Below are 24,926 nucleotides of genomic sequence, written 5' to 3' on the forward strand. Positions count from 1 at the left end.
CGGCCACCCGGATTCATTTCCGCTGAGTGGAAGTTCCCTCGCGCGGAGCAGTCGCGCGCGGGCCGGGAACCGGGGGACTCGCGGCCGGAACGCGAAGTCCTGGCACCGCGGAAGTCCCCGGAACGCGCGAAGGGGCCGCCCCGGCGAACCGGTGCGGCCCCGCGTCGGCGAGAGCGCTCTCGCGCGACCCCGCGGACTACATGCCCACGGCCTTGTACAGCGACCCGACCTCCTGCCGGTTCAGCACGCGCAGCGAGCCGGGCCGCTGGTTGCCCAGCCGCACCTCGCCCACCGCGGTCCGCACCAGCGTCTGCACCGGGTGCCCCACGGCCTCCAGGAGCCGCCGCACGATGTGCTTGCGCCCCTCGTGCAGCACGACCTCCACCAGCGCCCGGCCGGGCAGCGAGGAGATCAGCTTGAACGAGTCCACCTTGACCGGCCCGTCCTCCAGCTCGATGCCGGAGCGCAGCCGCTTGCCCAGGTCGCGCGGGATGGGGCCGGGCACCTCGGCCAGGTAGGTCTTGGGCACCTCGTAGGAGGGGTGCATGAGCCGGTGCGCGAGGTCGCCGTCGTTGGTCACCAGCAGCAGGCCCTCGGTGTCGGCGTCCAGCCTGCCGACGTGGAACAGCCGCTCCTTGCGATTCACCAGCAGGTCGCCCACGCACGGCCGGTGCGCGTCGTCGTGCATCGTGGACAGCATCCCGCGCGGCTTGTTCAGCACGAGCGTGACGACGTCCTCCTGGAGCACCACGCGCACGCCGTCCACGTGCACGACCGCCTTGTCGGGGTCGATGCGGCGGCCCTGCTCGCGCACCACCTCGCCGTCCACCTGGACGCGGCCGAGCTCGATGAGCTCCTCGGCGACCCGCCGGGAGGCGATCCCCGCTTTGGCCAGCACCTTCTGGAGCCGAACGCCTTCAGAACCGGGGTCAGACATCGTCGATCGCATCCACTTCGGGCAGCAGGGGAGCGATCGGGGGCAGGTCGGTCAGCGACGCCAGCCCCAACCGCTCCAGGAACAGTTCGGTCGTCCGGTAAAGGATGCCACCCGTGTCGTTGTCGTTGCCCGCCTCGGCGATGAGCCCGCGCGCGACCAGCGTGCGGATCACCCCGTCGACGTTGACGCCGCGGACCGCCGCGACGCGTGCCCTGGTGACGGGCTGCCGGTAGGCGATCACGGCGAGCGTCTCCAGCGCTGCCCGCGTGAGCTTGGCGCGCTGCCCGTCGAGCAGCAACTTCTCCACGAATGGCGCGTGGCGGTCCCTCGTGTAGAACCGCCAGCCGTCGCCGATTCTACGCAGGTCGATGCCGCTGCCCGAGGCGGTGTAGCGCTCGGACATCCGCCGGAGGGTCGCCTTGACCCGCCGGGCGGGCTGCTCGAACACGCCCGCGAGCTGCTGCTCGTCGATCGGGGTGTCCACGACGAGCAGCACGGACTCCAGCGCGCTCTCGAACTCCGCGTCGTCGGACAGGTCGACGGCGGACGCCTCCGCGTCGTCGGTCACGCTCACCCGTACTCCTCGTCCTCGTCGTCGTCCGGCGCCGCGCGGGCCTCCTCGACGCTGCCGCCGACCCACGTGACGCTCAGCTCGCCCAGCGCCTCGGGCTGCTCGAACGCCAGCACCTTCTCCCGGTACAGCTCCAGCAGCCCCAGGAAGCGCGCCACGACCTCCAGGGTGTTCTCGCAGTCCGCGACCAGCTCGGTGAACGTGGCCGTGCCCAGCTCGGCGAGCCGCTCGCGCAGCAGCGCCGCGTGCTCGCGCACCGAGATGCGGTGCTGGTGGACGTGCGCGGTGGACACGGTCGGCGGCGGCTTGGGCCGGAACACCACGGCCGCGATCTCGGAGAAGCGCCGGGGGTCGACGCCGAGCATCACCTCGGGCAGCAGCCCCTCGAACCGCCGCTCCAGCGCCACCGAGCGCGGGTACCGCCGCTGCGCGCCCTGCTCCAGCTCGGCGAACAGCGCCGCGACCTGCTTGTACGCCCGGTACTGGAGCAGCCGCGCGAACAGCAGGTCCCGCGCCTCCAGCAGCGCCAGGTCCTCCTCGTCCTCCACGTCGCCCTGGGGCAGCAGCCTGGCGGCCTTGAGGTCGAGCAGGGTGGCCGCGATGACCAGGAACTCGGTGGTCTCGTCCAGGTCCCAGGCGTCGCCCAGGCTCCGGATGTGCGCGATGAAGTCGTCGGTGACCCGGTGCAGGGCGACCTCGGTCACGTCGAGCGTGTGCTGCGAGATCAGCTGCAGCAGGAGGTCGAACGGCCCCTCGAAGTTGGTGAGCCGAACCTTGAACCGCCCGTCGGCCACCTCGTCGGCCACGGGCCGAGCGTCGGGCACGGCCTCGCCGTCCGCCGGGCGATCACCGCCGGGGGCGCCGGGCGCGGACGTGACGTCGCCCGTGGTGCCGCCGGCGCCGCCGGTGCCGTCCGCCGTGGTGCCGCCGCTCACCGCTCGCGCAACCTGCGCACGAGCAGCGAGTCGTCGCCGCGCCCTTCGAGGTCGTCCAGCACGATCGCGATGGCCTCGCGCACCACCCGGCCCCGGTCGACCACGAGCCCGTGGCTGCCGCGCAGCACCAGCTTGGCCTGCTCCAGCGCCAGCAGCTCCTCGTCGGAGGCGTACACGGTGAACTTGGTGCTGTGCTTCTCGCGACCGCTCCCCCGACGCCCGCTGTCGGCGGCCGGGTCGTCGGCGCCGACCACGTCCGCGCCCACCACCTTCGGGCCGACCACCTTCGGGCCGACCACCTTCGGGCCGACGACGTCGGGCCCCACCCCGTTCGCGGCGGGCTCGGTCCTCGGGGGCAGCGCGGTGCGGGCCGTCAGCACGACCTCGGGCTCGCCGGAGGCGGCTCCGGACTGGGAGGTGACGGACTGGGAGATGACGGACTGGTGCGCGACGGGCTGGTGCGCGACGGACTGGTGCGCGACGGAGTGGGACGTGACGGCAGGCTGGGACGCGACAGTCGAGCGGAACAGCTCCGACGCGCCCGGCAGGGTGGGGCGACGAGTCACCTGGCGATCACCTCGCGCGCCAGGGCGCGGTAGGCGCGGGCGCCCGCGGAGCGCGGCGCCCACCGGGTGATCGGCTCACCGGCGACGGTGGTCTCCGGGAACCGCACGGTCCGGTTGATCACCGTGTCGAAGACGACGTCGCCGAAGGCCTCCACCACGCGCGCCATCACCTCGCGGGAGTGCAGGGTGCGGGGGTCGTACATGGTGGCCAGTATCCCGGTGATCTCCAGCTTGGGGTTCAACCGCTCCCGGACCTTCTCGATGGTGTCGATCAGCAGCGCCACCCCGCGCAGGCTGAAGAACTCGCACTCCAGCGGGATCAGCACCCCGTCGGCGGCGGCCAGCGCGTTCACCGTGAGCAGGCCGAGCGAGGGCTGGCAGTCCACCAGCACGTAGTCGTACAGGTCCAGCACCGGCCGCAGCGTGCGCACCAGCGTGTGCTCGCGCCCCACCTCGGACACCAGCTGGATCTCCGCCGCCGACAGGTCGATGTTGCTGGGCAGCAGGTGCATGTTCTCCACCGGCGTGCCCATGATCACGTCCTGGACGCCGACGTCCCGCTCCATGATCACGTTGTAGATCGTCTGGTCGAGCTGGTGCGGGTGCACCCCCAGCCCCACCGACAGCGCGCCCTGGGGGTCGAAGTCGACCAGCAGCACCCGGCGGCCGTGCTCGGCGAGCGAGGCGCCCAGGTTGATCGCGGAGGTGGTCTTGCCCACCCCGCCCTTCTGGTTGCAGATGGCCAGGATCTTCGCCGGTCCGTGGTGGACCACCTCGGGCGGGTCGGCCACGAACCGCAGCGGTCTGCCGGTCGGTCCGATCTCGCCGACCGCCTGGTCAGGGACCTCCTCCTCCACCGGCGCGGCGTGCGGGGCCAGGCTCAGGTCCACCGATGCTTTCCGCACACCGGCTCCCGGTGGTCGCGCGGGGTGCTTCCCCTCGCCCACCTGCTCCGGTGACGACATCTCTCCCCGACTCCTAGTTCTCTCCCTGGGCGAAGCCTAAGTGCCCAGGTGGTCAGCGGCAACGCGCCTCGCCGGGCGCGCGGGAGGCCGGTTCACCCGGCCACCGGTTCCCGGTCGCGCCCCCTCGACGCGGCGGCCAGCACCACGTCCAGCAGTCCGGGGAACAACCGGTCGAGGTCGTCGCGGCGCAGCGACACCCAGCGCTGGTTGCCGCAGGCCCGCGTCCTGGTCAGCCCCGCCTCGCGCAGCACCCGCAGGTGCTGGGACAGGGTCGACTTCGCCACCTCGACGCTCAGCCCCCCGCACAGCCGCTCGCCCTCGGCCTCGATCTGCCGCACGACGGCGAGCCTGGTCGGGTCGCTCAGCGCGTGCAGCACCGAGCCCAGTTCGATGTCGGAGCGCTCGGGCTCCGGAAGCCCAACCACGACAACCCCCTCCCCCATCGCGGTCACCCGGCAGACACGGTACTCGCGGCGGCCCCCGCCGAGGGCGGGCCGCCACCCCCTTTCCTGAAAGGGCAACGATCCTGCGGCGCGGTGGTTCCGCGAACCCGCGTGATTCCCTTCGGTGCGGCCACTGAGCGGCGCGCTCACCCGGTGGCCCTGGGGTGGGCCGTCGCGTACACCTCCCGCAGCGTGGTCACCGTGACCAGCGTGTACACCTGCGTCGTGGTCACCGAGGCGTGCCCGAGCAGCTCCTGCACCACGCGCACGTCCGCGCCCGCCTCCAGCAGGTGCGTGGCGAACGAGTGCCGCAGCGTGTGCGGGGACACCTCGGCGGCCACGCCCGCCCGCTCGGCGGCGGTCTTGAGCACCTGCCACGCGCTCTGCCTGCTGAGCCGCCCGCCCCTGGCGTTGAGGAACAGCGCGGGTCCGCCGCGCTTGGCCAGCACCGGCCGCGCCCGCACCAGGTACGCCTCCACGGCCGCGAGCGCGGGCCGCCCCACCGGGACGACGCGCTGCTTGCCGCCCTTGCCGTCGAGCAGCGCGGTGCGCTCGGCCGCGTCGACGTCGTCCACGTCGAGCCCGACCACCTCGGAGATCCGCGCTCCGGTCGAGTAGAGCAGCTCCAGCAGCGCCCGGTCGCGCAGCGCGGCGGGGGTGTCGCCCGCGGTGTCGAGCAGCCGCAGCACGTCGGCGACGGGCAGCGCCTTCGGCAGCCTGCGCGGCGCGGCGGGCGGCTGCACGTCCTTGGCCGGGTCCGCGGCGGTGAGCCCCTCGCGGTGCGCGAAGCGGTGCAGCCCGCGCACGGCGACGAGGGTCCGCGCGGCCGACGAGGCCGCCAGGCCGCTCTCCCGCAGCCCGGCGAGGAAGTCGCCGACGACGGCCTCGGTGACCGCGTCCAGCCCGAGACCGGCGGACTCCAGGTGCGCGAGGTAGCGCCGCAGGTCGCGGGCGTAGGAGTCGAGGGTGTTGCGGGCGGCGCCGCGCTCGACCGCCAGGTGGTCCAGGTAGGCCGTGACCGCGTCGGCGGGGGTCACGCCGGGCACGGCTCCGCCGCAGGTCGCACGAAGATCGGCACGTTCGCACAGTACGGCCCTCCCCGGCGCTCCGCTCGGATACCGTTGCGGTGTGTCAGAACCCCACCGCCTCCGCATCGGCACCCAGCAGCGCGAGGAAGCGATCTCCGCGCTGAACGAGCACTTCGCGGCGGGCAGGTTGGAGATAGCCGAGTACGAGCAGCGCGTGGGCGCGGCGTCGGCGGCGCAGACCGTCCAGGACCTGGCCGAGCTGTTCCAGGACCTGCCGGTGCCGCACCCGCCGTTCCTGCCGCCCGCGCTCGGCTACGGCCAGCCGACCCCGCCGCCGTTCCAGGCGCACCAGACCACGGTGCTGCCGCACGAGCCCCCTCCCGCGTCGTTCGGGACGCCCATCTACGTGACGCCGCCGTACGGCGTGCCGCCCGCCGTGTACGCGCCGTACGGCGTGGACCCGGTCTCGGGGGCGCCGCTGTCGGACAAGTCCAAGATGGTCGCGGGCGTGCTCCAGGTCCTGCTGGGCTACTTCGGCGTCGGCCGCTTCTACACCGGCGACTACGGCATCGCGATCGCCCAGCTGCTGACCTGCGGCGGCGCGGGCGTCTGGAGCTTCATCGACGGCATCATCCTGCTCATCGGGGGCGGCACCGACGGCAACGGCCGCAAGCTGCGCGACTGACCTCGCGAGGCGGGCGCGGCGGGCCGCATCCGCCGCGCGCGGGCGCACGTCCGGGTCCACCCGACCCGGACGACCGCCGGGGCAGTCGACCGCCGGAGCAGCGCCGACCGCCGGGGCAGCCGATCACCGGGACGGCAGACCGCCGGGCTAGACCGCCCCGATCGACAGCAGGTTCCGGGCCAGCATCCACACCACGCACGCCACGATCACGAGGTTCCCCACCACCGGCGGCACCTGGGGCGTGGGCGTCCCGCGCAACCGCGCGCGCAACCACCGCCCCCACAGCCACAGCGCCAGCGGCATCCCGGCGACGAGCACGACGGCGTTGAACTGCCAGGCCGCCGCGAGGTCCCCGTGCAGCAGCGCGTGCGCCATCCGCGTGGCCCCGCAGGCCGGGCACCAGATCCCGGTCAGCGCCCGCAGCGGGCACGGCGGCAACCACGACCCCGGCTCGTTGGGGTCGACGAGGAGCAGCACGCCCCCGGCCGCGCCGATCCCACCCGCGACCGCGAGCGGCTTCCACGCCGCGCCGAGGCGACCCAGCAGACCAACCCCCACCGCACCATTGTGCACCGCGGGTCCGACACCCACCCGCCCCCGGCCCACGCGTGAGCACCGGCACGCCCGACGAGCACCGCCCGCCCCGCGCGCCGTCCCCACCCGCAACCCCCGCCCCGCAGCACGGAGGCAGGCAGCAGGGAGGCAGGCAGCGCGAAGGCCGGGAGCCGGAGTCCTCGGCGAGGGCCGCGCCCCCACCACCTCCGCGCTCCCGGCCCTGGTCAGCCGGTCCCCGCCCGTTCAGGCGGCCCCGCTCACCCCTGCTGCTCGCTCCGGGCCGCGAACCGGCTCGGCCGGTCCTCGAACGGCGCGTCCGCGCTCCGGGGCTCGGCCCGCCCGGCGAGCACGGCCTGCGCCGCGAGCAGCCCGGCCACCGCCGCGCCGTTCACGATCTCGCCGCGCAGCGCCATCGCCACGGCCTCGTCCACCGGGAACTTCCGCGCCTGCAGGTCGGCCTCCTCCTCGCCCAGCACCTGCCGGTCCACCTCGGTCAGCCCGCGCGCCAGGAAGACCCGCACGACCTCGTCGGTGAACCCCGGCGAGGCGGCGACGTCGACCAGGGTCACCCAGTCGCCCGCCGTGAGCCCGACCTCCTCCACCAGCTCCCGCTCGGCCGCCGCCAGCGGCGTCTCGGAACCGGCGTCGAGCAGCCCGGCGGGCAGCTCCCAGATGCGCTTGCCCAGCGGGTGCCGGTACTGGTGGATCAGGGTGACCGCGCCGTCCTCGTCCACGGCGGCCACGGCCACCGCGCCCAGGTGCTCCACGACCTCGCGCCTGGCCGTCCCGCCGCCGGGCATGGCGACCTCGTCCACGCGCAGCGCCACGACCCGTCCCACGTGGACGTCCCGCGTCCCCACGACGTCGAACACGTGCCTGCCGCTCACCGATTCGCTCACCGCACCATCATCCACCGGGCCGCCACCCGCCGGGCCGCCGCTCACTGCGCCGCGCCCGCCGTCTCCGGCAGGGGCAGCCGGTCGGCGAGCCGGTGGTCCAGCGCCGCCTTCACGAACGCCGCGAACAGCGGGTGCGGCTTCGTCGGGCGGCTCTTGAGCTCCGGGTGCGCCTGGGTGGCCACGAAGAACGGGTGCGTCTCGGCGGGCAGCTCGACGAACTCCACGAGCCTGCCGTCCGGCGAGGTGCCGGAGAACACCAGGCCGGCCTCGGCCAGCTGCTCCCGGTAGGCGTTGTTGACCTCGTAGCGGTGCCGGTGCCGCTCGGACACCTCGGTCGTGCCGTACGCCCGCGCCACCTGCGAACCGGGCGTCAGCGAGGCCGGGTACGCGCCCAGGCGCATCGTGCCGCCCATGTCGCGCTGCCCGGACACCACGTCCTCCTGGTCGGCCATCGTGGAGATGACCGGCGAGCCGCCCTCCTCGAACTCGGTGGAGTTCGCGTCGGCGATCCCGGCGAGGTTCCGCGCGGCCTCGATCACCAGGCACTGCAGGCCGAGGCACAGCCCGAGCAGCGGGATGTTCCTGGTGCGGGCGTGCGTGATGGCCCCGACCTTGCCCTCGATGCCGCGCACCCCGAACCCGCCGGGGACCAGCACCGCGTCCAGCCCGGCCAGCGCGGAGGCCGCGCCGGAGGGGGTCTGGCACTCGTCGGACGGCACCCACACGATGTCGACCTTGGTGCGGTGCGCGAACCCGCCCGCGCGCAGCGCCTGCGTCACCGACAGGTAGGCGTCGGGCAGGTCGACGTACTTGCCGACCAGCCCGATCCGCACCTCCTCGGAGGGGTTGTGCACCCGGTCGAGCAGGTCGCCCCACACCGTCCAGTCGACGTCGCGGAACGGCAGCCCGAGGCGGCGCACCACGTAGGCGTCCAGGCCCTCGGCGTGCAGCACCTTGGGGATGTCGTAGATGGACGGCGAGTCCACCGCGGCCACGACGGCGTCGGTGTCCACGTCGCACATCAGGCCGATCTTGCGCTTGAGCGAGTCCGGGATCTCCCGGTCCGCCCGGCACACGATCGCGTCGGGCTGGATGCCGATGTTGCGCAGCGCGGCCACCGAGTGCTGGGTGGGCTTGGTCTTGAGCTCGCCGGACGGCGCCAGGTAGGGCACCAGCGACACGTGCAGGAAGAACACGTCGTCGCGGCCCACGTCGTGGCGCACCTGGCGGCAGGCCTCCAGGAACGGCAGCGACTCGATGTCGCCGACCGTGCCGCCGACCTCGGTGATCACCACGTCGGGCACGACGCCGTCGGCGTCCGGCTCCGCCATGGCGCGGATGCGCCGCTTGATCTCGTCCGTGATGTGCGGGATGACCTGGACCGTGTCGCCCAGGTACTCGCCGCGCCGCTCCTTGGCGATGACCTCGGAGTACACCTGGCCGGTGGTGACGTTGGCGTCCCCGGACAGGTCCCGCGCGAGGAACCGCTCGTAGTGCCCGATGTCCAGGTCGGTCTCGGCGCCGTCCTCGGTGACGAAGACCTCGCCGTGCTGGAACGGGTTCATCGTGCCGGGGTCGACGTTGAGGTAGGGGTCGAGCTTCTGCATGGTGACCCGGAGCCCGCGGGAGGTGAGCAACTGCCCCAGGCTCGAGGCGGTCAACCCCTTGCCGAGCGAGGAGGCCACACCCCCGGTGACGAAAACGTGCTTGGTAGTGCGTGCCTGAAGCGCCAACGAGGCTCCCGTGGTCCGAATTTCCAGCAGGGACGACGCCCTGTCCACGGGCCCTAACGCTAACACGCCGCCGGTCACCCAGCGCACCACCGGCCCGAGCGCGCGTCACCTGGACGGCCTAGAAGACCGCGCGGACGCCCTCCAGCCGACCTGCGGGCGCGCCGGGCACGCGCCACGTCGCGCACCGTGACGACCGCGCTGCCCCGTTCGGCCCGGCGGGACCGGGGCGCGCTCGTCGGCGGGCCGGGCCGGCACAGCGCTCCCACCGCCCGCCCTAGGCCGTGCCCGGCGAGGGCGCCTGCGCGTTCCCCGCGACCCCGTACCGCCCCGAGCCGCCGTCGACCTGCTCCCGCAGCGCCAGCACGGTCACCACCCGCCCGGCCGCGCTGTCCGCGTTGTCCACGGTCGACAGCACCGAGGCGGCGGCCTGGTCGGCCCGCACCACCCCGATGGGCCCGCGCCCCTCGGCGCTCCCGCCGCGCCCGGCGAGCACCACGCCCGCCCCGGACCGGTCCAGCTGGGTGGCGAACCGGGCCACGGTCGCGGCCCGGTCCCCCGAGTCGTCCCCGTCGTCCACGACCCCGCCGCCGAGCACCACGGCCAGCTGCGCGGGCCGCGCGTTCTCCGCCACCTTCACGAACCCGGCGCTCCCCAGCGCGCTCAGCGCGGAGGCCCGCTCGTCGTCCGTGGCCTGGGCCTTGTTCTCCCCGTCGAGCAGCAGCAGGGTCCCGATCAGCGCCCCGGCGCGGGTCCCCGGATCGGCCCCGGCGGGCAGCTCGGCCCCGGCGGGCTGCGAGCGCGCGACCAGGTCCCGCAGCCGGTCGGCCTGCTGCGGGGCGGTGAACGCGTCGGTCAGCTCGACCTGCGCCGTGACCAGCGCGCCCGCCGACCCCAGCAGGTCCACCAGCGCCTCCCGGTCGCCGGTGTGCGCGTCGGAGGTGGACACCACCAGCACGGTCCGGTCGGTCAGCTGCCCCCGGACCGCCATGGGCCCGATCGAGCCGGCGAACCGGTCGGCCTCGGCCAGCTTCGCGTCGAGCCCGTTGCGCTCCTGCTCCAGCCGGGTGACCCGCTGCCCGAGCTGCCCGTTGTCGTCGGCGAGCCCGGACAGCAGCGGCCCGCTGAGCGCCGTCGACCCGAGCACCACCCCCACCGCCAGCGCCAGGAACGCCGCGGCCAGCGACACCACGTGGTAGCGCATGGTGATCACCCGAACACCCCCCCGACCCACCGCGCCAGCGCGGCGATCCCGTCGCCCGCCGCGTCCAGGTGCACCTGCCCGACCCCGGAGGCGGCCAGCGCCACCACCAGCACCAGCACCGCCGACCCGACCAGCAGCGCCACCGCCCCGGTGGACACCCGGCTGCGGTGCAGCGCGGCGACCGCCTCGCCCTCCACCAGCTTCCCGCCGAGCTTGAGCCTGGTCAGGAAGGTCGACGGGTTGGACCCGGAGTGCCCCCGGTCGAGGAACTCGCGCAGCCCGGCGCGCAGCCCCACCGTCACCACCAGGCTCGCCCCGTGCGCCTCGGCGAGCAGCAGCGCCAGGTCCTCCGCGTTGCCCGCAGCCGGGAACGTCACCGCCCCCACGCCGAGGTCCTGCACCCGGTCCAGCCCCGGCGCGTGCCCGTCGGCCTGCGCGGGCACCACCACCTGCGCGCAGGCCCGCAGCGCCACCGCGCCGATCGCGGCGGGGTCGCCGACGATCAGGTCCGGCTCGTAGCCCGCGTCGCACAGCGTGTCCGCGCCCTGGTCGACCCCGACCAGCACCGGCCGGTGCTCCCGCACGTACTTGCGCAACCGCCGCAGCTCCTCGGCGTGCCGGGGGCCGCCCGCGACCACCAGCACCTGCCGGTCCCGCATCGGCACCGGCACGTCCGGGACGCCCACCCCGTCCAGGATCAGCTCGCGCTCCCGGCGCAGGAACTCGATCGTGTTCGCCGAGAACGCCTCCAGCTGCGCGGACATGCCCTCGCGCGCCTCGATCAGCGCGTCGGCCACGGCGGCCTCGGTCTGCTCGACGCCGCGCGCGACCTCCCGGTCGCCCAGGTAGACCACGCCGCCGTGCAGCCGCAGCCGCATCCCGTCCTTGATCTCCCGCAGCGCGGCGGCGCCGACGTCGTCCACCAGCGCGATCCCGGACGCCACCAGCAGCTCGGGCCCGAGGTTCGGGTAGCGGCCGGAGATCGACGGGGAGGCGTTGACCACGCCGACGACCTCGGCCGCCAGCAGCGCCTCGGCGAGGCGGCGGTCGATGTCGACCTGGTCGAGCACCGCGATGTCGCCGGGCCCGAGCCGCCGCAGCAGCTCGGAGGCCCTGCGGTCGACCCGCGCGACACCGGAGGTCCCCTGGGGTTCGTGCTGCGCTCGGCTGAGCATCCCGGACAGCTTCATGCGGCCGATGGTGGCAAAGCCGACCGGGCCGCCGTCCCGACACGCCGGGCCCGTCCGACCAGGTCACCGCCCGATTCACCCCCCAGACTGACCGTCACCCGACGAAGGAGTGACCAACCCACCCGACCGTGGGGTCCACCTTCACCCCCCAGCGCCGGAGGCGGGCCACCGGTCCGGGTGCAGCGGGTCGTCGTCGAACCCGCTGATGTCGTGCACCACGACCCCGTCGTCCTCGGCGGGGTCGTGGTGGCGCAGGACCGCCCCTGCGGGCCGGTAGTCGGGGACGGGCCGCCGCTGCGACAGCGCGGCGCCCGCCAGCGCCACCACCACCGCCGCGCACAGCACCCAGAACCCGGTGCCGTACCCCTGCGTCGCGGTCGGGTCCGGCATGACGCCGGGGATCTCGCCCCTGGCGAAGATCGTGGGCAGTTTCCCGCCCACCGACCACACCAGCCCCAGCAGCCCGCCCGCGCCGAGCAGCGCCAGCAGCCTGCCCACGGCCCGGCCGCGCGCCAGCAGCGCCACCGCCACCAGCAGCACCACCGCGAGCGCCACGAGCCAGCCCCCCGGCGCGTAGCCGGTCACGTCCGAGACGTCGGGCGCCTCGTCCGCCAGCCAGGTGCGCCTGGTGCTGGCGAACGCCCACACCGAGGTCGCCTCGTGGTAATCACCCCCGTGCACGCTCAGGTCGGGGCGCTCCCAGTGCAGCTCGGTGACCAGCCCACCGCCCACCAGCACCGCGCCCAGCGCCACCAGCGCCGCCCCCACCCGGTCCCGCGCCCCGACGCCGACGCGGGTGGGCGGCGCGGCCCGGTGCAGGGGCACGAGGGCGACGAGCGCCACCACGACCGCCGCGCACAGCGCCCAGAACCCCGGTTCGGGCGACACGGTGGTGTCGGTGATCGAGAACCCCTGCCCCGGCTCGTCGCTCGCCAGGCGCTCGGTCAGGCGCCGGGCGGCGGCCTCGGCGCGGGTGACCTCCCCCGAGTAGGCCGCGACCACCCCGGCGACCACGCCCACCAGCACACCAACCCCGACCGTCCCGACGAGCCGCCCCAGCCAGGCCCCACGCGCCACGAGCACCGCCGCCAGCAGGAGCAGCGCCACCGCGCACAGCACCGGGACGCCCAGCAGCGGGCCGGGCACGGGGAACGCGGCGTTGACCGGCCCGTATTCGATCTGCTGCTCCAACGCGGCCACACGGGTCTCGGTCCAGTTCTGCACCTCGTCGCCGCGCAAGTCGTCCGTGCGCACCCGGTAGAGCAGCGGCAGCAGCCCGACGGCGGCGACCGCGCCCGCGAGCCCGCACAGCCAGGGCACTCCCCGGCCGGTGACACCCCGTAATCCCATGACGACATGATGCCGCTGCCGGTTGCCCGCCGACAGCGCCCCGACGCGCACGCGCCACCGCCGAACAGCGTCACCGCAGGCCCACGTCCGCCCCACCCACGTCCACGACGCGCACGACCACGCCGGTGGGCCGTGGCCACCTCACGGGCCACTGTTCCACCGCTCCCGCGCCGACCCCGGCCGCCCGGCCGCGTTCCCGCGCAGCACCAGCAGTGCCGCCACCGCCCCCGACCGCCGAAGCGCCCCACCTCCCGCCGCCCCACAACGACGACGGGCCCGCCGGGAAGATCCCCGACGAGCCCGCGCGCGTTCCACCACGACGACCGACCGCCTCCCGGCGACGGCCCCGCAGCGCCAGGATCAGCCCTTCCGACGCCCCCGCCGCACCACCGCGGTCTCCTTGTCGGCCTTAGCCGCCGCCAGCAGCTCCTCGGCGTGCGCGCGCCCGGTGTCGGTCGAGTCCATGCCCGCGAGCATCCGGGCCAGCTCCACGACCCGCTGCCCCTCGTCCAGCACCCGCACCCCGCTGCGGGTCAGGATCCCGTCGGCGGTCTTGTCCACCACCAGGTGCCGGTCCGCGAACGCCGCGACCTGCGGCAGGTGCGTGACCACGATGACCTGGTGGCTGCGCGCCAACCTGGCCAGCCGCCGCCCCACCTCGACCGCCGCCCGACCGCCGACGCCCGCGTCGACCTCGTCGAACACCAGCGTGGGCACCGGGTCCGAGTGCGACAGCACGACTTCGAGCGCCAGCATCACCCGCGACAGCTCACCGCCGGACGCGCCCTTGTGCACCGGCAGCGCGGGCGCGCCGGGGTGCGAGATCAGCCGCAGCTCCACCTCGTCCACGCCGGACGCCCCGGCGTGCAGCAGCTGCCCGCCGACCTCCAGCGCGTTCGCCTCGTTCTGGTCCGCGGGCCGGGGCCGCACCGCGACCTCCACGTTCGCGTGCGGCATCGCCAGCCCGGTCAGCTCCTCGGACACCTCGCGGCCCAGCTCCAGCGCCGCCTCGGCGCGCGCCGCCGTGATCTGCTCGGCGTACCCGGCCAGCTCCACGGCCAGCTCATCCCGCCGCGCCGCCAGCGCCGCCAGCGCCTCGTCGGAGGTGTCCAGCCCGGACAGCCGCGACGACGCGTTCTCCGCCCACGCGATGACGCCGTCGACGTCGGCCGCGTACTTGCGGGTCAGCATCTTCAGCTCGGACTGCCGCGCCAGCACCTGCTCCAGCCGCGCCGGGTCCGCGTCCAGGTGCTCCAGGTAGGACGCGATCTCCGCGCCCACGTCGGCCAGCAGCGTCTCCGCCTCCACCAGCCGGGGCTCCAGCTCGCGCAGCTTGGGGTCCTCGGAGGCGCCCAGCCGCCGCCGCGCCTCGCCGATCAGCCCGAGCGCGCCGGGGTTGTCCGGGTCCCCGTCGGGCGACCCGGCCACCGCGTACTGCGCGCCCGCCGCCGACTCGCGCAGCTGGTCGGCGTCGGCGAGCCTGCGCGCCTCGTCCACCAGCTCGGCGTCCTCGCCGGGCTTCGGGTCGACGGCGGTGATCTCCGCCAGCCCGTGCCGCAGCAGCTCCGCCTCGCGCGCCAGCTCCCGCGAGCTGCGCGTGCGGTCCCGCAGCTCGGTCGCGACCCGCAGCCACTCGTCCCGCACCCGCTGGTAGGCGCCCAGCGGACCGGCCACCTCGTCACCGGCGAACCGGTCCAGCACCGCGCGCTGCTCGGAGGAGCGCAGCAGCCGCAGCTGGTCGTTCTGCCCGTGCACGGCCAGCAGCTGCTCGGCCAGCTCGGACAGCACGCCCACCGGCACCGAGCGACCGCCCAGGTGCGCGCGGGATCTGCCGTCCGCGCCGACGGTCCGCACCGCGATCACGGAACCGTCGTCGTCGGGTTCGCCGCCGACCTCCTCCGCGACCTTCGCCGCGGGGCTCCCCGCTGGAGCTTGGAACCGGCCCTCGACGACCGCGCGTTCGGCGCCGTTGCGCACGCGCGACGCCTCAGCCCGGCCCCCGCCCAGCAGGTGGAGCCCGGTCACGACCATCGTCTTGCCCGCCCCGGTCTCCCCCGTGACAACGGTGAAACCCGCGGCGAGCTCAAGGGTGGCCTCGTCGATCACACCGAGGCCCTGGATGCGCATCTCGGCCAGCACAGCGGGAACCCTACTTGGCGGGGACGACGATCGGACGCTCAACCTGCCGACGGACCGCGCCAGCCCTGCACCGGCAGGGAGAACTTCCGCACCAGCCGGTCCGTGAACGGCTCCTTGCGCAACTTCACCAGCCGCAGCGGCGTGCAGCCCCCGACGACCTCCACCCGCGAGCCCGGCGGCAGCTCCACCCCGCGGCGCCCGTCGACGGACAGAACCGCGGGGTGGCCCTGGTGGTCGACCTCCAGCGCGACCGCCGACGACGGCGACACCACCAGCGGCCGGGCGAACAGCGCGTGCGCGTTGCTCGGCACCACCAGCAGCGCCTGCACGTCCGGCCACACCACCGGCCCACCGGCCGAGAACGCGTACGCCGTCGACCCGGTCGGGGTGGCGACGAGCACACCGTCGCAGCCGAACGCCGACACCGGCCGCCCGTCCACCTCCACCACCACGTCGAGGATGCGCTCGCGCGAGGACTTCTCCACGCTGGCCTCGTTGAGCGCCCACGTGCTCTGGAGCACCGCGCCGGAGGAGTCGTAGGCGGTGATGTCCACCGTCATCCGCTCCTCGACGTCGTAGGCGCCGTCGATGACGTGCTTGATCGCCTCGTGCAGCGCGTCCGAGTCCGCCTCGGCCAGGAAGCCCACGCGCCCCAGGTTCACCCCGAGCACCGGCACCCCGGCCGGGCGGGCCAGCTCGGCCGCGCGCAGCAGCGTCCCGTCGCCGCCGAGCACGAACACCAGCTCGGTGCCCTCGGCGGCCTTGTCGTCGGCGGCCACCACCGCCCCGTACGAGCAGGACGGGTCCAGCTCCGGCGACTCGTCGGCGAGCACGCGCAGCCCGATTCCCGCCTCGGCGAAGCGGGCGGCGACGTCCTGCGCCACCAGCACGTTGCTCGGCCGCCCGGTGTGGACGACGAGCAGGATCTCCCGGCAGCTCATTGCGGTCCCTCCGCGACTGCCGCCCGCACCAGCGCGGCGGCGTCCACCACGTCCAGCGGTCGCCCGCGCCGCAGCCACGCGAAGAACTCCACGTTGCCGGACGGTCCCGGCAGCGGGCTCGCGACGACCCCGTGCAGCCGCAGCCCCAGGCCCGCCGCGGCCTCCACGACCTCCAGGACGGCGGCGGCGCGCAGCTCGGGGTCGCGGACGACGCCGCCGGACCCCAGGCGCTCCTTGCCGACCTCGAACTGCGGCTTCACCATGGGAAGCAGGTCGCCCTCCTCGTCGAGGCACGCGGCCAGCGCGGGCAGCACCAGCCTCAACGAGATGAACGACAGGTCGGCCACCACGAGTTCCACGGGGCCGCCGATGACTTCGGGCGTGAGCGAGCGCACGTTCGTCCGGTCCTTCACGACCACGCGCTCGTCGGTCTGCAACTTCCAGTCCAGCAGCCCCCGGCCGACGTCGGCCGCCACCACCTGCCGGGCCCCGGCGCGCAGCAGCACGTCGGTGAACCCGCCGGTGGACGCGCCCGCGTCCAGGCACCGCTTGCCGGTCACGTCGACCCCGCCGAACGCCTCCAGGGCGCCGACGAGCTTGTGCGCGCCCCGCGACGCCCAGTTGGGGTCGTCGGTGTCGCGCACCACCAGCGCCGTGTCCAGCTCGACGGCCGTGGCCGGTTTGGTGGCGACCGAGCCGCGCACCGTCACCTTGCCCTCGGCGACGAGCTGGCTGGCGTGCTCACGGGAGCGGGCCATGCCCCTGCGGACCAGTTCGGCGTCGAGCCGAGCCCTGCGAGCCACGTCGCGTCACACCTTGTCGATGCTGGCGAGGGCCGTGGTCAGCGCGGCGTGCGCCTCGTCGAACCGCGCGACGTGCAGCGCGACCTCGACCTGGGCAAGCCCGTCGAGCCCGGCCAGCGCGTCGTCGATCCCGGCGACCGGGTCACGCGGCGGGCCGGGCAGGGGAACGTCGAAGCTCACCCTTCCACGGTAGCCGATAGCACCGACAGGTCGTCGGCGATGTGGGTGGGCCGCTGGTCCTCCGGGAGCGCCATGGCCTCCTCGCGGGTGGACACCCCGGTGAGCACCAGGAGCGAGTCCATGCCCGCGTTGCAGGCGCCCGCGATGTCGGTGTCGAGCCGGTCGCCGACCACGAGCGGTCGCTGCGCGCCAGCGGACTTGGCCGCCTGCTCCAGCAGCGGCACGGCGGGCTTGCCCGCGACGAGCGGCTCGGCGTCCGTGGCCGCCATGAGCGCCCGGACCAGCGACCCGCTGCCGGGCAGCAGCCCGCGCTCGGTGGGCAGCGTCAGGTCGACGTTGCACGCCACCCACACCGCGCCCGCGCGGACCGCCACGCACGCCTCGGCCAGCTCGCGCCACCCGGTGTCCTGGGAGAGCCCCTGGATGACCGCGACGGCCCCGTCGGCGGTGCGCGTGGGCACGAGCCCGCGCTGCCGCACCTGCTCCACCAGCGCCTCGGTTCCCAGCACCAGCACCGTGGACCCGGCGGGGACGAGGTCGGCGAGCATGGACGCGGCGGCCTGCGCGCTCGTGGACACCTCGTCGAGCGCGGGCGCGAACCCGATCTCGGTCAGGTGGTCGGCGACCTCCTGCGGCGACCGCGAGGCGTTGTTGGTGACGAACCGGATCGCGAGCCCGGCCGCCCGAGCGGCGGCGACCGCCTCGGGCGCGCCGGGGACGGGCGCGTGCCCCCGGTAGACCGTGCCGTCGAGATCCAGCAGCAGTGCGTCGTAGCGGGACAGCAGGGTCACCGGCGGTTCCTCTCGCTCAAGCGGGCCACCGGGCCCACGTCTTCAGGTCCTGCGGCGCTCAAGCCCGCGTTGACGGGCAGGCCCCGGACCGACGATACGGCGACCTCACCTCACCGAGCCCTGCCGGGGCACGCGCGCGAACCGCAGGAACCCCCACGACCGGGCCACGACGAGGCGCCCACCGCACCGGGAACTCCGGGTGAGCCGTTCGTCTCACTCCCACCCGAACCAGCCCACGGGGCCCTCCACCGGTCCCCGACCCCCACCCCTCGGCGCCGCACCCACTGCCGCCAGGCGCCTATCCCGCCGGCCACCCCGTTCCCGCGCCCACCCGACCGGCCAGCCGCCAGCCCGTCCCCTCGCCGGCTCACCAGCCCGGCCGGCCGCCCGGCGATCCCCTCTCCGCCCCGGTGCGCCTTCCCGTCCCCCATCCCCCGTCCAACAAAAAAGGCCCGGCCCGCCGGTCACTCCCCCGTGGGGGCGTGTCCAGCGGGCCGGGCCCGGTGGTGCTTCTCCTGCATCAGTCCTGCGGTCGCGCCAGTCCTGCGTCGTCAGTCCTGGGGCGCGAGCTCGAACGCGCGCTCGGCCGCGTCCGTGTCGCCGTCCTCGTCGACCGCGTCGGCGTTGAGGAACCACTTCACGGCTTCCTCGGTCCGCCCGGCAGCCGCCAGGTTGTCGGCGTACGCGTAGAACAGCCGCGCGCTCCACGGGTCCCGGCGCTTCTCGTCGAGGTCGGCGCCCTGCAGCGCGACCACGGCGGCGTCCAGCTGCCCCATGTCCCGGCGGGCGCCCGCCACGACGATCCGCAGCTCGACCAGCTCGTCGGCGGACAGCTTCAGCCCCTGCACCTGGACCTCGCGGGCCAGCTCGATCGCCCGCTCCGGGCGGCCGAGGGCGCGCTCGCAGTCGGCCATGACCGCGATGTGGCCGGGACCGTGCGTCATGCGACGCGCGGCGCGCAGCTCGGACAGCGCCTCGGCCCACTCGCCCGCCTGGTAGGCGGCGATGCCCGCGGCCTCGCGGACCACGCCGACCCGCGAAGCCTTGCTGCGCGCGTACCGGGCGTGCTCCAGCGCCAGCTCGGGCTCCTCGTCGACGAGCAGCCCGGCGGCGGCCAGGTGCCTGCCGACGATGTCGGCGAGCCCCTTGGGCAGCCCGCGCAGCTCCTGCTTCACCTCGGGGTCGAGGGCCGAGATGTCGGCCTCCTCGGGCAGCTCGGGCGTGCGCGCGCGCCGCTCGAACCGGTCCCCGCGCCCGTCCTGGTCGCGCCCGTCCTGCTCGCGGTCACCGAGCTCCCGGTCGTCCCGGTCGGCGGGGTTGTCGTCCCGCAGGTCGTCGGCGCCGTCGACGTCGACAGCGTCATCGGCGGCCTGCGCGCGGACGTCGCTCTCCTCGACGGGAGCGTCCTGCTTGACCGCGACGGCCTCGTCACCCTGCTCGGCGCCCTCGACCGCAGCGCTCTCGACCACAGCGCTCTCAGCCGACTCGACCGAGCCGCCCTTGACGTCCGCGTCGACGACCTCGGCCACCGCGGCGCCCTCGGCGGCGTCGCCGGTCACCTCGGGGCTGTCGACCCCGCCCTGCGCGACCCGCTCCTGGAACCGGGCGGCCCGCTCACGGCTGCGCTCGTCACGCGGCCCGCTGGAAGCGCGCTCGCCCTGCTGACCACCGGACCGCTCGTCGCTGCGCTGGTACCCGCCGCGGTCATCCCGCTTCTGGTACCCGCCCCGGTCACCCGACCGGTCGTCGCGCCGCTGGTAACCACCACGGTCCCCGCCCCGGTCGTCCCGACGCTGGTACCCGCCCCGGTCGCCACCACGGTCATCACGCTTCTGGTAGCCACCCGCGGAACCGCCGCGCTCGTCGCGCTTCTGGTACCCGCCGGTGGAACCAGACCGGTCATCCCGACGCTGGTACCCGCCGGTGGAACCCGCGCGGTCATCCCGACGCTGGTAACCACCACGGTCACCGGTGCGGTCGCCCGAGCGGTCGTCACGCGGCCGGTACTCGCGGAACGGCCGGTCGGAAGACCCGCCTTCACGCTTCTGGTACCCCCCGCGCTCGCCACCACGGTCGTCCCGGCGCGGGAACCCGCCCCGGTCGCCACCGCGGTCGTCGCGCTTGGGGTAACCGCCAGTGGAACCCGCGCGGTCGTCCCGACGCTGGTAACCACCACGGTCGTCGGACCGGTCATCACGCTTCTGGTAACCACCGGTGGAACCAGCGCGGTCGTCCCGCTTCTGGAACCCACCGCGGTCACCCGACCGGTCGTCCCGGCGCTGGAAGCCGCCACGCTCCCCACCGCGGTCGTCCCGCTTCTGGAAGCTGCGCTCACCACCCCGGTCGTCCCGGCGGAACCCGCGGTCGTCGCCACCCCGGTCGTCGCGCGGCCGGAACTCGCGCCGCTCGCCACCGTCGAACCGGCGCCCGGAGTCCCGGTCGCCACCACGCTCGAACCCGCGCCCACCGGCCCGGTCGTCACGCTTCTGGAACCCGCCGCGGTCGCCACCACGGTCATCGCGCTTCTGGTAACCACCCGCGGAACCGCCGCGCTCGTCGCGCTTCTGGTAGCCGCCGGTGGAGCCGGCGCGGTCGTCCCGACGCTCGAAACGAGGCCGGTCGTCACGCGAGAAGTCCTTGCGGGGCGCGCGGTCGTCCCGCTTCTGGAACCCGCCCCGGTCCCCACCGGTCCGGTCGTCGCGCCGCTGGAACCCACCGCGCTCGCCACCACGGTCATCCCGCTTGGGGTAACCGCTCTGGCCATCGCGCTTCTGGAACCCGCGGTCACCGCCGCGGTCGTCGCGCTTCTGGTAACCACCGGTGGAACCGTCGCGGTCGTCCCGCTTGGGGTAGCCACCGCGGTCGTCGCGCTTCTGGAAGCTGCGCTCGCCACCGCGGTCATCGCGGCGCTGGAACCCACCCCGGTCACCCGATCGGTCGTCCCGCTTCTGGAAGGTCCGCTCGCCACCGCGGTCATCGCGCTTCTGGAACCCGCGGTCACCGCTGCGGTCGTCCCGCTTCTGGTAACCGCCCCGGTCCCCACCGGACCGGTCGTCCCGACGCGGGTAGCCACCACCACGGCTGTCGGAGGACCTGCGGTCGTCCCGACGGCTGTCGGAGGACCTGCTGTCCCCACGATCCTCGCGCGGCTTGTCGTAGCGGGGACGGTCGTCGCGCTTCTGGTAGCCACCGCCCGACCGCTCACCGCCCTGCTTGCGATCCCCACCGGCATGGCCACCGTCGAATCGGCGCGGTCGGTCTCCCTGGCCACGCTGACGGTCGCCGGGACGATCCCCGAACCTGCTCACCTGATTCCTCCTATGGACACGCCGAAAGGGCTTGCGGTAGGACACAACCTAATGTGTCCCCCTACCACAAGCCCTTTCGGGAAAGAATGTTCGGCGGCGTCCTACTCTCCCACACCCTCACGAGTGCAGTACCATCGGCGCTGGAAGGCTTAACTACCGGGTTCGGAATGGGACCGGGTGTTCCCCAACCGCAATGACCACCGAAACACTATGAAGATAACCAACCACACAGCACCACCCACCGGCGCCACACCCTCCCCAAGGAGAGCGGTCGCCGACCGGTGACGGTCGGTTCGGTTCCTTCAGAACCGCACAGTGGATGCGTAGCGTCTTCATGACAAGTCCTCGGCCTATTAGTACCGGTCAACTCCAACCATTACTGGTCTTCCATCTCCGGCCTATCAACCCAATAGTCTCTTGGGGGCCTTAACCCACAAAGGGGTGGGACACCTCATCTAGGAACGAGCTTCCCGCTTAGATGCTTTCAGCGGTTATCCCTTCCGAACGTAGCCAACCAGCAATGCCCTTGGCAGGACAACTGGCACACCAGAGGTTCGTCCGTCCCGGTCCTCTCGTACTAGGGACAGCCTTCCGCAAGTATCCTACGCGCGCGGCGGATAGGGACCGAACTGTCTCACGACGTTCTAAACCCAGCTCGCGTACCGCTTTAATGGGCGAACAGCCCAACCCTTGGGACCTACTCCAGCCCCAGGATGCGACGAGCCGACATCGAGGTGCCAAACCATGCCGTCGATATGGACTCTTGGGCAAGATCAGCCTGTTATCCCCGGGGTACCTTTTATCCGTTGAGCGACCACGCTTCCACAAGCCATGGCCGGATCACTAGTTCCGACTTTCGTCCCTGCTCGACCTGTCGGTCTCACAGTCAAGCCCCCTTGTGCACTTGCACTCGACACCTGATTGCCAACCAGGCTGAGGGAACCTTTGAGCGCCTCCGTTACTCTTTGGGAGGCAACCGCCCCAGTTAAACTACCCACCAGGCACTGTCCCTGATCCGGATCACGGACCGAGGTTAGACATCCAGTACGACCAGAGTGGTATTTCAACGACGACTCCACAACCACTGGCGTGGCCGCTTCACAGTCTCCCACCTATCCTACACAAGCCGAACCGAACACCAATACCAAGCTATAGTAAAGGTCCCGGGGTCTTTCCGTCCTGCCGCGCGTAACGAGCATCTTTACTCGTAGTGCAATTTCGCCGGGCCTGTGGTTGAGACAGTCGAGAAGTCGTTACGCCATTCGTGCAGGTCGGAACTTACCCGACAAGGAATTTCGCTACCTTAGGATGGTTATAGTTACCACCGCCGTTTACTGGCGCTTAAGTTCTCAGCTTCGCCCCGAAGAGCTAACCGGTCCCCTTAACGTTCCAGCACCGGGCAGGCGTCAGTCCGTATACATCGTCTTGCGACTTCGCACGGACCTGTGTTTTTAGTAAACAGTCGCTTCTCGCTGGTCTCTGCGGCCGAAAAATCCTAGCCCGTAAAGGGCTTCAAATCCCTCGGCCCCCCTTCTCCCGAAGTTACGGGGGCATTTTGCCGAGTTCCTTAACCACAGTTCGCCCGATCGCCTCGGTATTCTCTACCTGACCACCTGTGTCGGTTTGGGGTACGGGCCGCGTGAAAGCTCGCTAGAGGCTTTTCTCGGCAGCATGGGATCACTCTACTTCGCCTCAATCGGCTATGCATCACGTCTCAGCCTCATGATGTGCGGATTTGCCTACACATCGGCCTACACGCTTACACCAGTACTACCACTCACTGGCGGAGCTACCCTCCTGCGTCACCCCATCGCTTGACTACTACAAGTTCGGTTCCCGCGCTCCACGTCACCGATCATCCGAAGAATCACGATGGGCTTTGGGCGGTTAGCATCACAAGCCTCGCCATGGGCGCGTTCACACGGGTACGGGAATATCAACCCGTTGTCCATCGACTACGCCTGTCGGCCTCGCCTTAGGTCCCGACTTACCCTGGGCGGATTAGCCTGGCCCAGGAACCCTTGGTCATCCGGCGGCAGAGTTTCTCACTCTGCTTTCGCTACTCATGCCTGCATTCTCACTCGCACAGCCTCCACACCTGGATCACTCCGGCACTTCGCTGGCTGCACGACGCTCCCCTACCCATCAACACATGCGTGTCAATGACACGGCTTCGGCGGTGTGCTTAAGCCCCGCTACATTGTCGGCGCAGGACCACTTGACCAGTGAGCTATTACGCACTCTTTAAAGGGTGGCTGCTTCTAAGCCAACCTCCTGGTTGTCTGTGCGATCCCACATCCTTTCCCACTTAGCACACACTTAGGGGCCTTAGCCGGCGTTCTGGGCTGTTTCCCTCTCGACTACGAAGCTTATCCCCCGCAGTCTCACTGCCGCGCTCTCACGTACCGGCATTCGGAGTTTGGTTGATTTCGGTAAGCTTGTGGGCCCCCTAGACCATCCAGTGCTCTACCTCCGGCACGAAACACACGACGCTGCACCTAAATGCATTTCGGGGAGAACCAGCTATCACGGAGTTTGATTGGCCTTTCACCCCTAACCACAGCTCATCCCCCAGGTTTTCAACCCTGGTGGGTTCGGGCCTCCACGCGGTCTTACCCGCGCTTCACCCTGGCCATGGCTAGATCACTCCGCTTCGGGTCTAGACCACGCGACTCAATCGCCCTATTCGGACTCGCTTTCGCTACGGCTACCCCACACGGGTTAACCTCGCCACGTAGCACTAACTCGCAGGCTCATTCTTCAAAAGGCACGCCGTCACCCCTAAAGGCTCCGACGGATTGTAGGCACACGGTTTCAGGTACTATTTCACTCCCCTCCCGGGGTACTTTTCACCTTTCCCTCACGGTACTAGTCCGCTATCGGTCACCAGGGAGTATTCAGGCTTAGCGGGTGGTCCCGCCAGATTCACAGCAAATTCCACGAGCTCGCTGCTACTTGGGAACACCGTCAGGAGACACTAGGTTTTCGCGTAAGGGGCTCTCACCCTCTACGGCCGCGCTTTCCAGACACGTTCCGCTAACCACAGTGTTTTATGACTCCTCGACCGTCCGGCAGAACGATCAGACAGGTCCCACGACCCCGTACACGCAACCCCTGCCGGGTATCACACGAATACGGTTTAGCCTCTTCCGCTTTCGCTCGCCACTACTCACGGAATCACGGTTGTTTTCTCTTCCTGCGGGTACTGAGATGTTTCACTTCCCCGCGTTCCCTCCACACGCCCTATGTGTTCAGGCGTGGGTGACCCCACATGACTGGGGCCGGGTTTCCCCATTCGGAAATCCTTGGATCTCAGCTCGGTTGACAGCTCCCCAAGGCTTATCGCAGTCTCCTACGTCCTTCATCGGCTCCTGGTGCCAAGGCATCCACCGTATGCCCTTAATAACTTGCCACAAAGATGCTCGCATCCACTGTGCAGTTCTCAAAGAACAAACCGACACTCTCCCTTACCTGCACCGCGCCTGCCATCCCGTATGTCGGATGGTGGTTCGTGGGCTAGGAGAGCCCGATCACTGAAAGACACTCGCGTGTTCTCTCAGGACCCAACAGCGTACCGAACAGAAGCCTTGAACCCTCTGGAGACCCTTCCACGCTCTTACGAGCAGTACTAACTCTCCCGACAACCCGAGGTTCTGCATTAGCCAGCATCCACAATATTGAGCTCCACCGGTCGATCGTTCGCCGA

The 24,926-nt window shown here is 72.1% G+C and carries 20 protein-coding genes and 2 rRNA genes; 1 reads left to right on the top strand and 21 read right to left on the bottom strand.

The features are described 5' to 3' along the window. Positions 1 to 196: 196 nt before the first annotated feature. From AMIR_RS26885 to xerD, 7 genes are all read right to left on the bottom strand, one after another. Positions 197 to 937, bottom strand: coding sequence for a pseudouridine synthase (locus AMIR_RS26885; protein ID WP_015804129.1), 741 nt, complete (start codon positions 935 to 937; stop codon positions 197 to 199). Further along, entirely contained in the window at positions 930 to 1,577 is a 648-nt protein-coding gene (gene scpB / locus AMIR_RS26890) for an SMC-Scp complex subunit ScpB (protein ID WP_084799026.1), read from the bottom strand. Before scpB ends, AMIR_RS26885 begins: the two co-directional genes overlap by 8 nt. After that, entirely contained in the window at positions 1,508 to 2,332 is an 825-nt protein-coding gene (locus AMIR_RS26895) for a segregation and condensation protein A (protein ID WP_049797191.1), read from the bottom strand. The genes scpB and AMIR_RS26895 overlap by 70 nt, the downstream gene beginning before the upstream one ends. Positions 2,333 to 2,439: 107 nt before the next feature. Next, entirely contained in the window at positions 2,440 to 2,712 is a 273-nt protein-coding gene (locus AMIR_RS36275) for a hypothetical protein (RefSeq protein ID WP_085945109.1), read from the bottom strand. 293 nt (positions 2,713 to 3,005) lie between these two features. Continuing rightward, positions 3,006 to 3,974 (bottom strand): ParA family protein, encoded by a 969-nt coding sequence (locus AMIR_RS26905; RefSeq protein WP_015804133.1) that lies wholly within the window; start codon positions 3,972 to 3,974, stop codon positions 3,006 to 3,008. 92 nt (positions 3,975 to 4,066) lie between these two features. After that, a complete protein-coding gene (locus AMIR_RS26910) occupies positions 4,067 to 4,399 on the bottom strand; it encodes an ArsR/SmtB family transcription factor (RefSeq protein ID WP_015804134.1) in 333 nt (110 codons plus the stop codon). A 164-nt stretch (positions 4,400 to 4,563) separates the two neighbouring features. Then, a complete protein-coding gene (gene xerD / locus AMIR_RS26915) occupies positions 4,564 to 5,463 on the bottom strand; it encodes a site-specific tyrosine recombinase XerD (RefSeq protein ID WP_015804135.1) in 900 nt (299 codons plus the stop codon). An 82-nt stretch (positions 5,464 to 5,545) separates the two neighbouring features. Here xerD and AMIR_RS26920 point away from each other — a divergent pair, with 82 nt between their 5' ends. Further along, complete coding sequence (locus AMIR_RS26920) at positions 5,546 to 6,130, top strand: DUF1707 domain-containing protein (RefSeq protein ID WP_015804136.1); 585 nt, start codon at positions 5,546 to 5,548, stop codon at positions 6,128 to 6,130. 147 nt (positions 6,131 to 6,277) lie between these two features. Here AMIR_RS26920 and AMIR_RS26925 read toward each other — a convergent pair whose 3' ends face one another. The 14 genes from AMIR_RS26925 to AMIR_RS26985 form a co-directional block, all read right to left on the bottom strand. Next, entirely contained in the window at positions 6,278 to 6,688 is a 411-nt protein-coding gene (locus AMIR_RS26925) for a DUF2752 domain-containing protein (protein ID WP_041837050.1), read from the bottom strand. A 254-nt stretch (positions 6,689 to 6,942) separates the two neighbouring features. Next, positions 6,943 to 7,584 carry an NUDIX domain-containing protein gene (locus AMIR_RS26930; RefSeq protein WP_015804138.1) on the bottom strand — a complete coding sequence of 214 codons (642 nt, stop codon included), beginning with the start codon at positions 7,582 to 7,584 and terminating at the stop codon, positions 6,943 to 6,945. A 41-nt stretch (positions 7,585 to 7,625) separates the two neighbouring features. Next, positions 7,626 to 9,317 carry a CTP synthase gene (locus AMIR_RS26935; RefSeq protein WP_041837051.1) on the bottom strand — a complete coding sequence of 564 codons (1,692 nt, stop codon included), beginning with the start codon at positions 9,315 to 9,317 and terminating at the stop codon, positions 7,626 to 7,628. A gap of 274 nt (positions 9,318 to 9,591) precedes the next feature. Then, positions 9,592 to 10,527: a copper transporter gene (locus AMIR_RS26940; RefSeq protein ID WP_041837052.1), complete on the bottom strand. Its 936-nt coding sequence runs from the start codon at positions 10,525 to 10,527 to the stop codon at positions 9,592 to 9,594. Then, positions 10,524 to 11,708 carry a putative cytokinetic ring protein SteA gene (steA, locus tag AMIR_RS26945; protein ID WP_015804141.1) on the bottom strand — a complete coding sequence of 395 codons (1,185 nt, stop codon included), beginning with the start codon at positions 11,706 to 11,708 and terminating at the stop codon, positions 10,524 to 10,526. The genes AMIR_RS26940 and steA overlap by 4 nt, the downstream gene beginning before the upstream one ends. A gap of 141 nt (positions 11,709 to 11,849) precedes the next feature. Further along, positions 11,850 to 13,058 (bottom strand): hypothetical protein, encoded by a 1,209-nt coding sequence (locus tag AMIR_RS26950; RefSeq protein WP_143760912.1) that lies wholly within the window; start codon positions 13,056 to 13,058, stop codon positions 11,850 to 11,852. A 360-nt stretch (positions 13,059 to 13,418) separates the two neighbouring features. Next, positions 13,419 to 15,197, bottom strand: coding sequence for a DNA repair protein RecN (gene recN, locus AMIR_RS26955; protein ID WP_015804143.1), 1,779 nt, complete (start codon positions 15,195 to 15,197; stop codon positions 13,419 to 13,421). A gap of 38 nt (positions 15,198 to 15,235) precedes the next feature. Continuing rightward, on the bottom strand, positions 15,236 to 16,138 hold the full coding sequence (locus AMIR_RS26960; protein WP_015804144.1) for an NAD kinase: 903 nt from the start codon (positions 16,136 to 16,138) through the stop codon (positions 15,236 to 15,238). Then, complete coding sequence (locus tag AMIR_RS26965) at positions 16,135 to 16,941, bottom strand: TlyA family RNA methyltransferase (RefSeq protein ID WP_015804145.1); 807 nt, start codon at positions 16,939 to 16,941, stop codon at positions 16,135 to 16,137. The genes AMIR_RS26960 and AMIR_RS26965 overlap by 4 nt, the downstream gene beginning before the upstream one ends. Before the next feature lie 6 nt (positions 16,942 to 16,947). Beyond that, positions 16,948 to 17,121, bottom strand: a complete 174-nt coding sequence (locus AMIR_RS40650) for a hypothetical protein (RefSeq protein WP_015804146.1) — start codon at positions 17,119 to 17,121, stop codon at positions 16,948 to 16,950. Continuing rightward, complete coding sequence (locus AMIR_RS26970) at positions 17,118 to 17,912, bottom strand: HAD-IIA family hydrolase (RefSeq protein WP_015804147.1); 795 nt, start codon at positions 17,910 to 17,912, stop codon at positions 17,118 to 17,120. Before AMIR_RS26970 ends, AMIR_RS40650 begins: the two co-directional genes overlap by 4 nt. A 551-nt stretch (positions 17,913 to 18,463) precedes the next feature. Then, positions 18,464 to 21,265 carry a hypothetical protein gene (locus tag AMIR_RS42345; RefSeq protein ID WP_143760913.1) on the bottom strand — a complete coding sequence of 934 codons (2,802 nt, stop codon included), beginning with the start codon at positions 21,263 to 21,265 and terminating at the stop codon, positions 18,464 to 18,466. Between the two features lie 43 nt (positions 21,266 to 21,308). After that, a 5S ribosomal RNA gene (rrf, locus tag AMIR_RS26980) occupies positions 21,309 to 21,425 on the bottom strand. A gap of 128 nt (positions 21,426 to 21,553) precedes the next feature. Next, positions 21,554 to 24,633, bottom strand: a 23S ribosomal RNA gene (locus tag AMIR_RS26985). Positions 24,634 to 24,926: the final 293 nt, after the last annotated feature.

This window comes from Actinosynnema mirum DSM 43827 (assembly GCF_000023245.1).
Lineage (GTDB): Bacteria > Actinomycetota > Actinomycetes > Mycobacteriales > Pseudonocardiaceae > Actinosynnema > Actinosynnema mirum.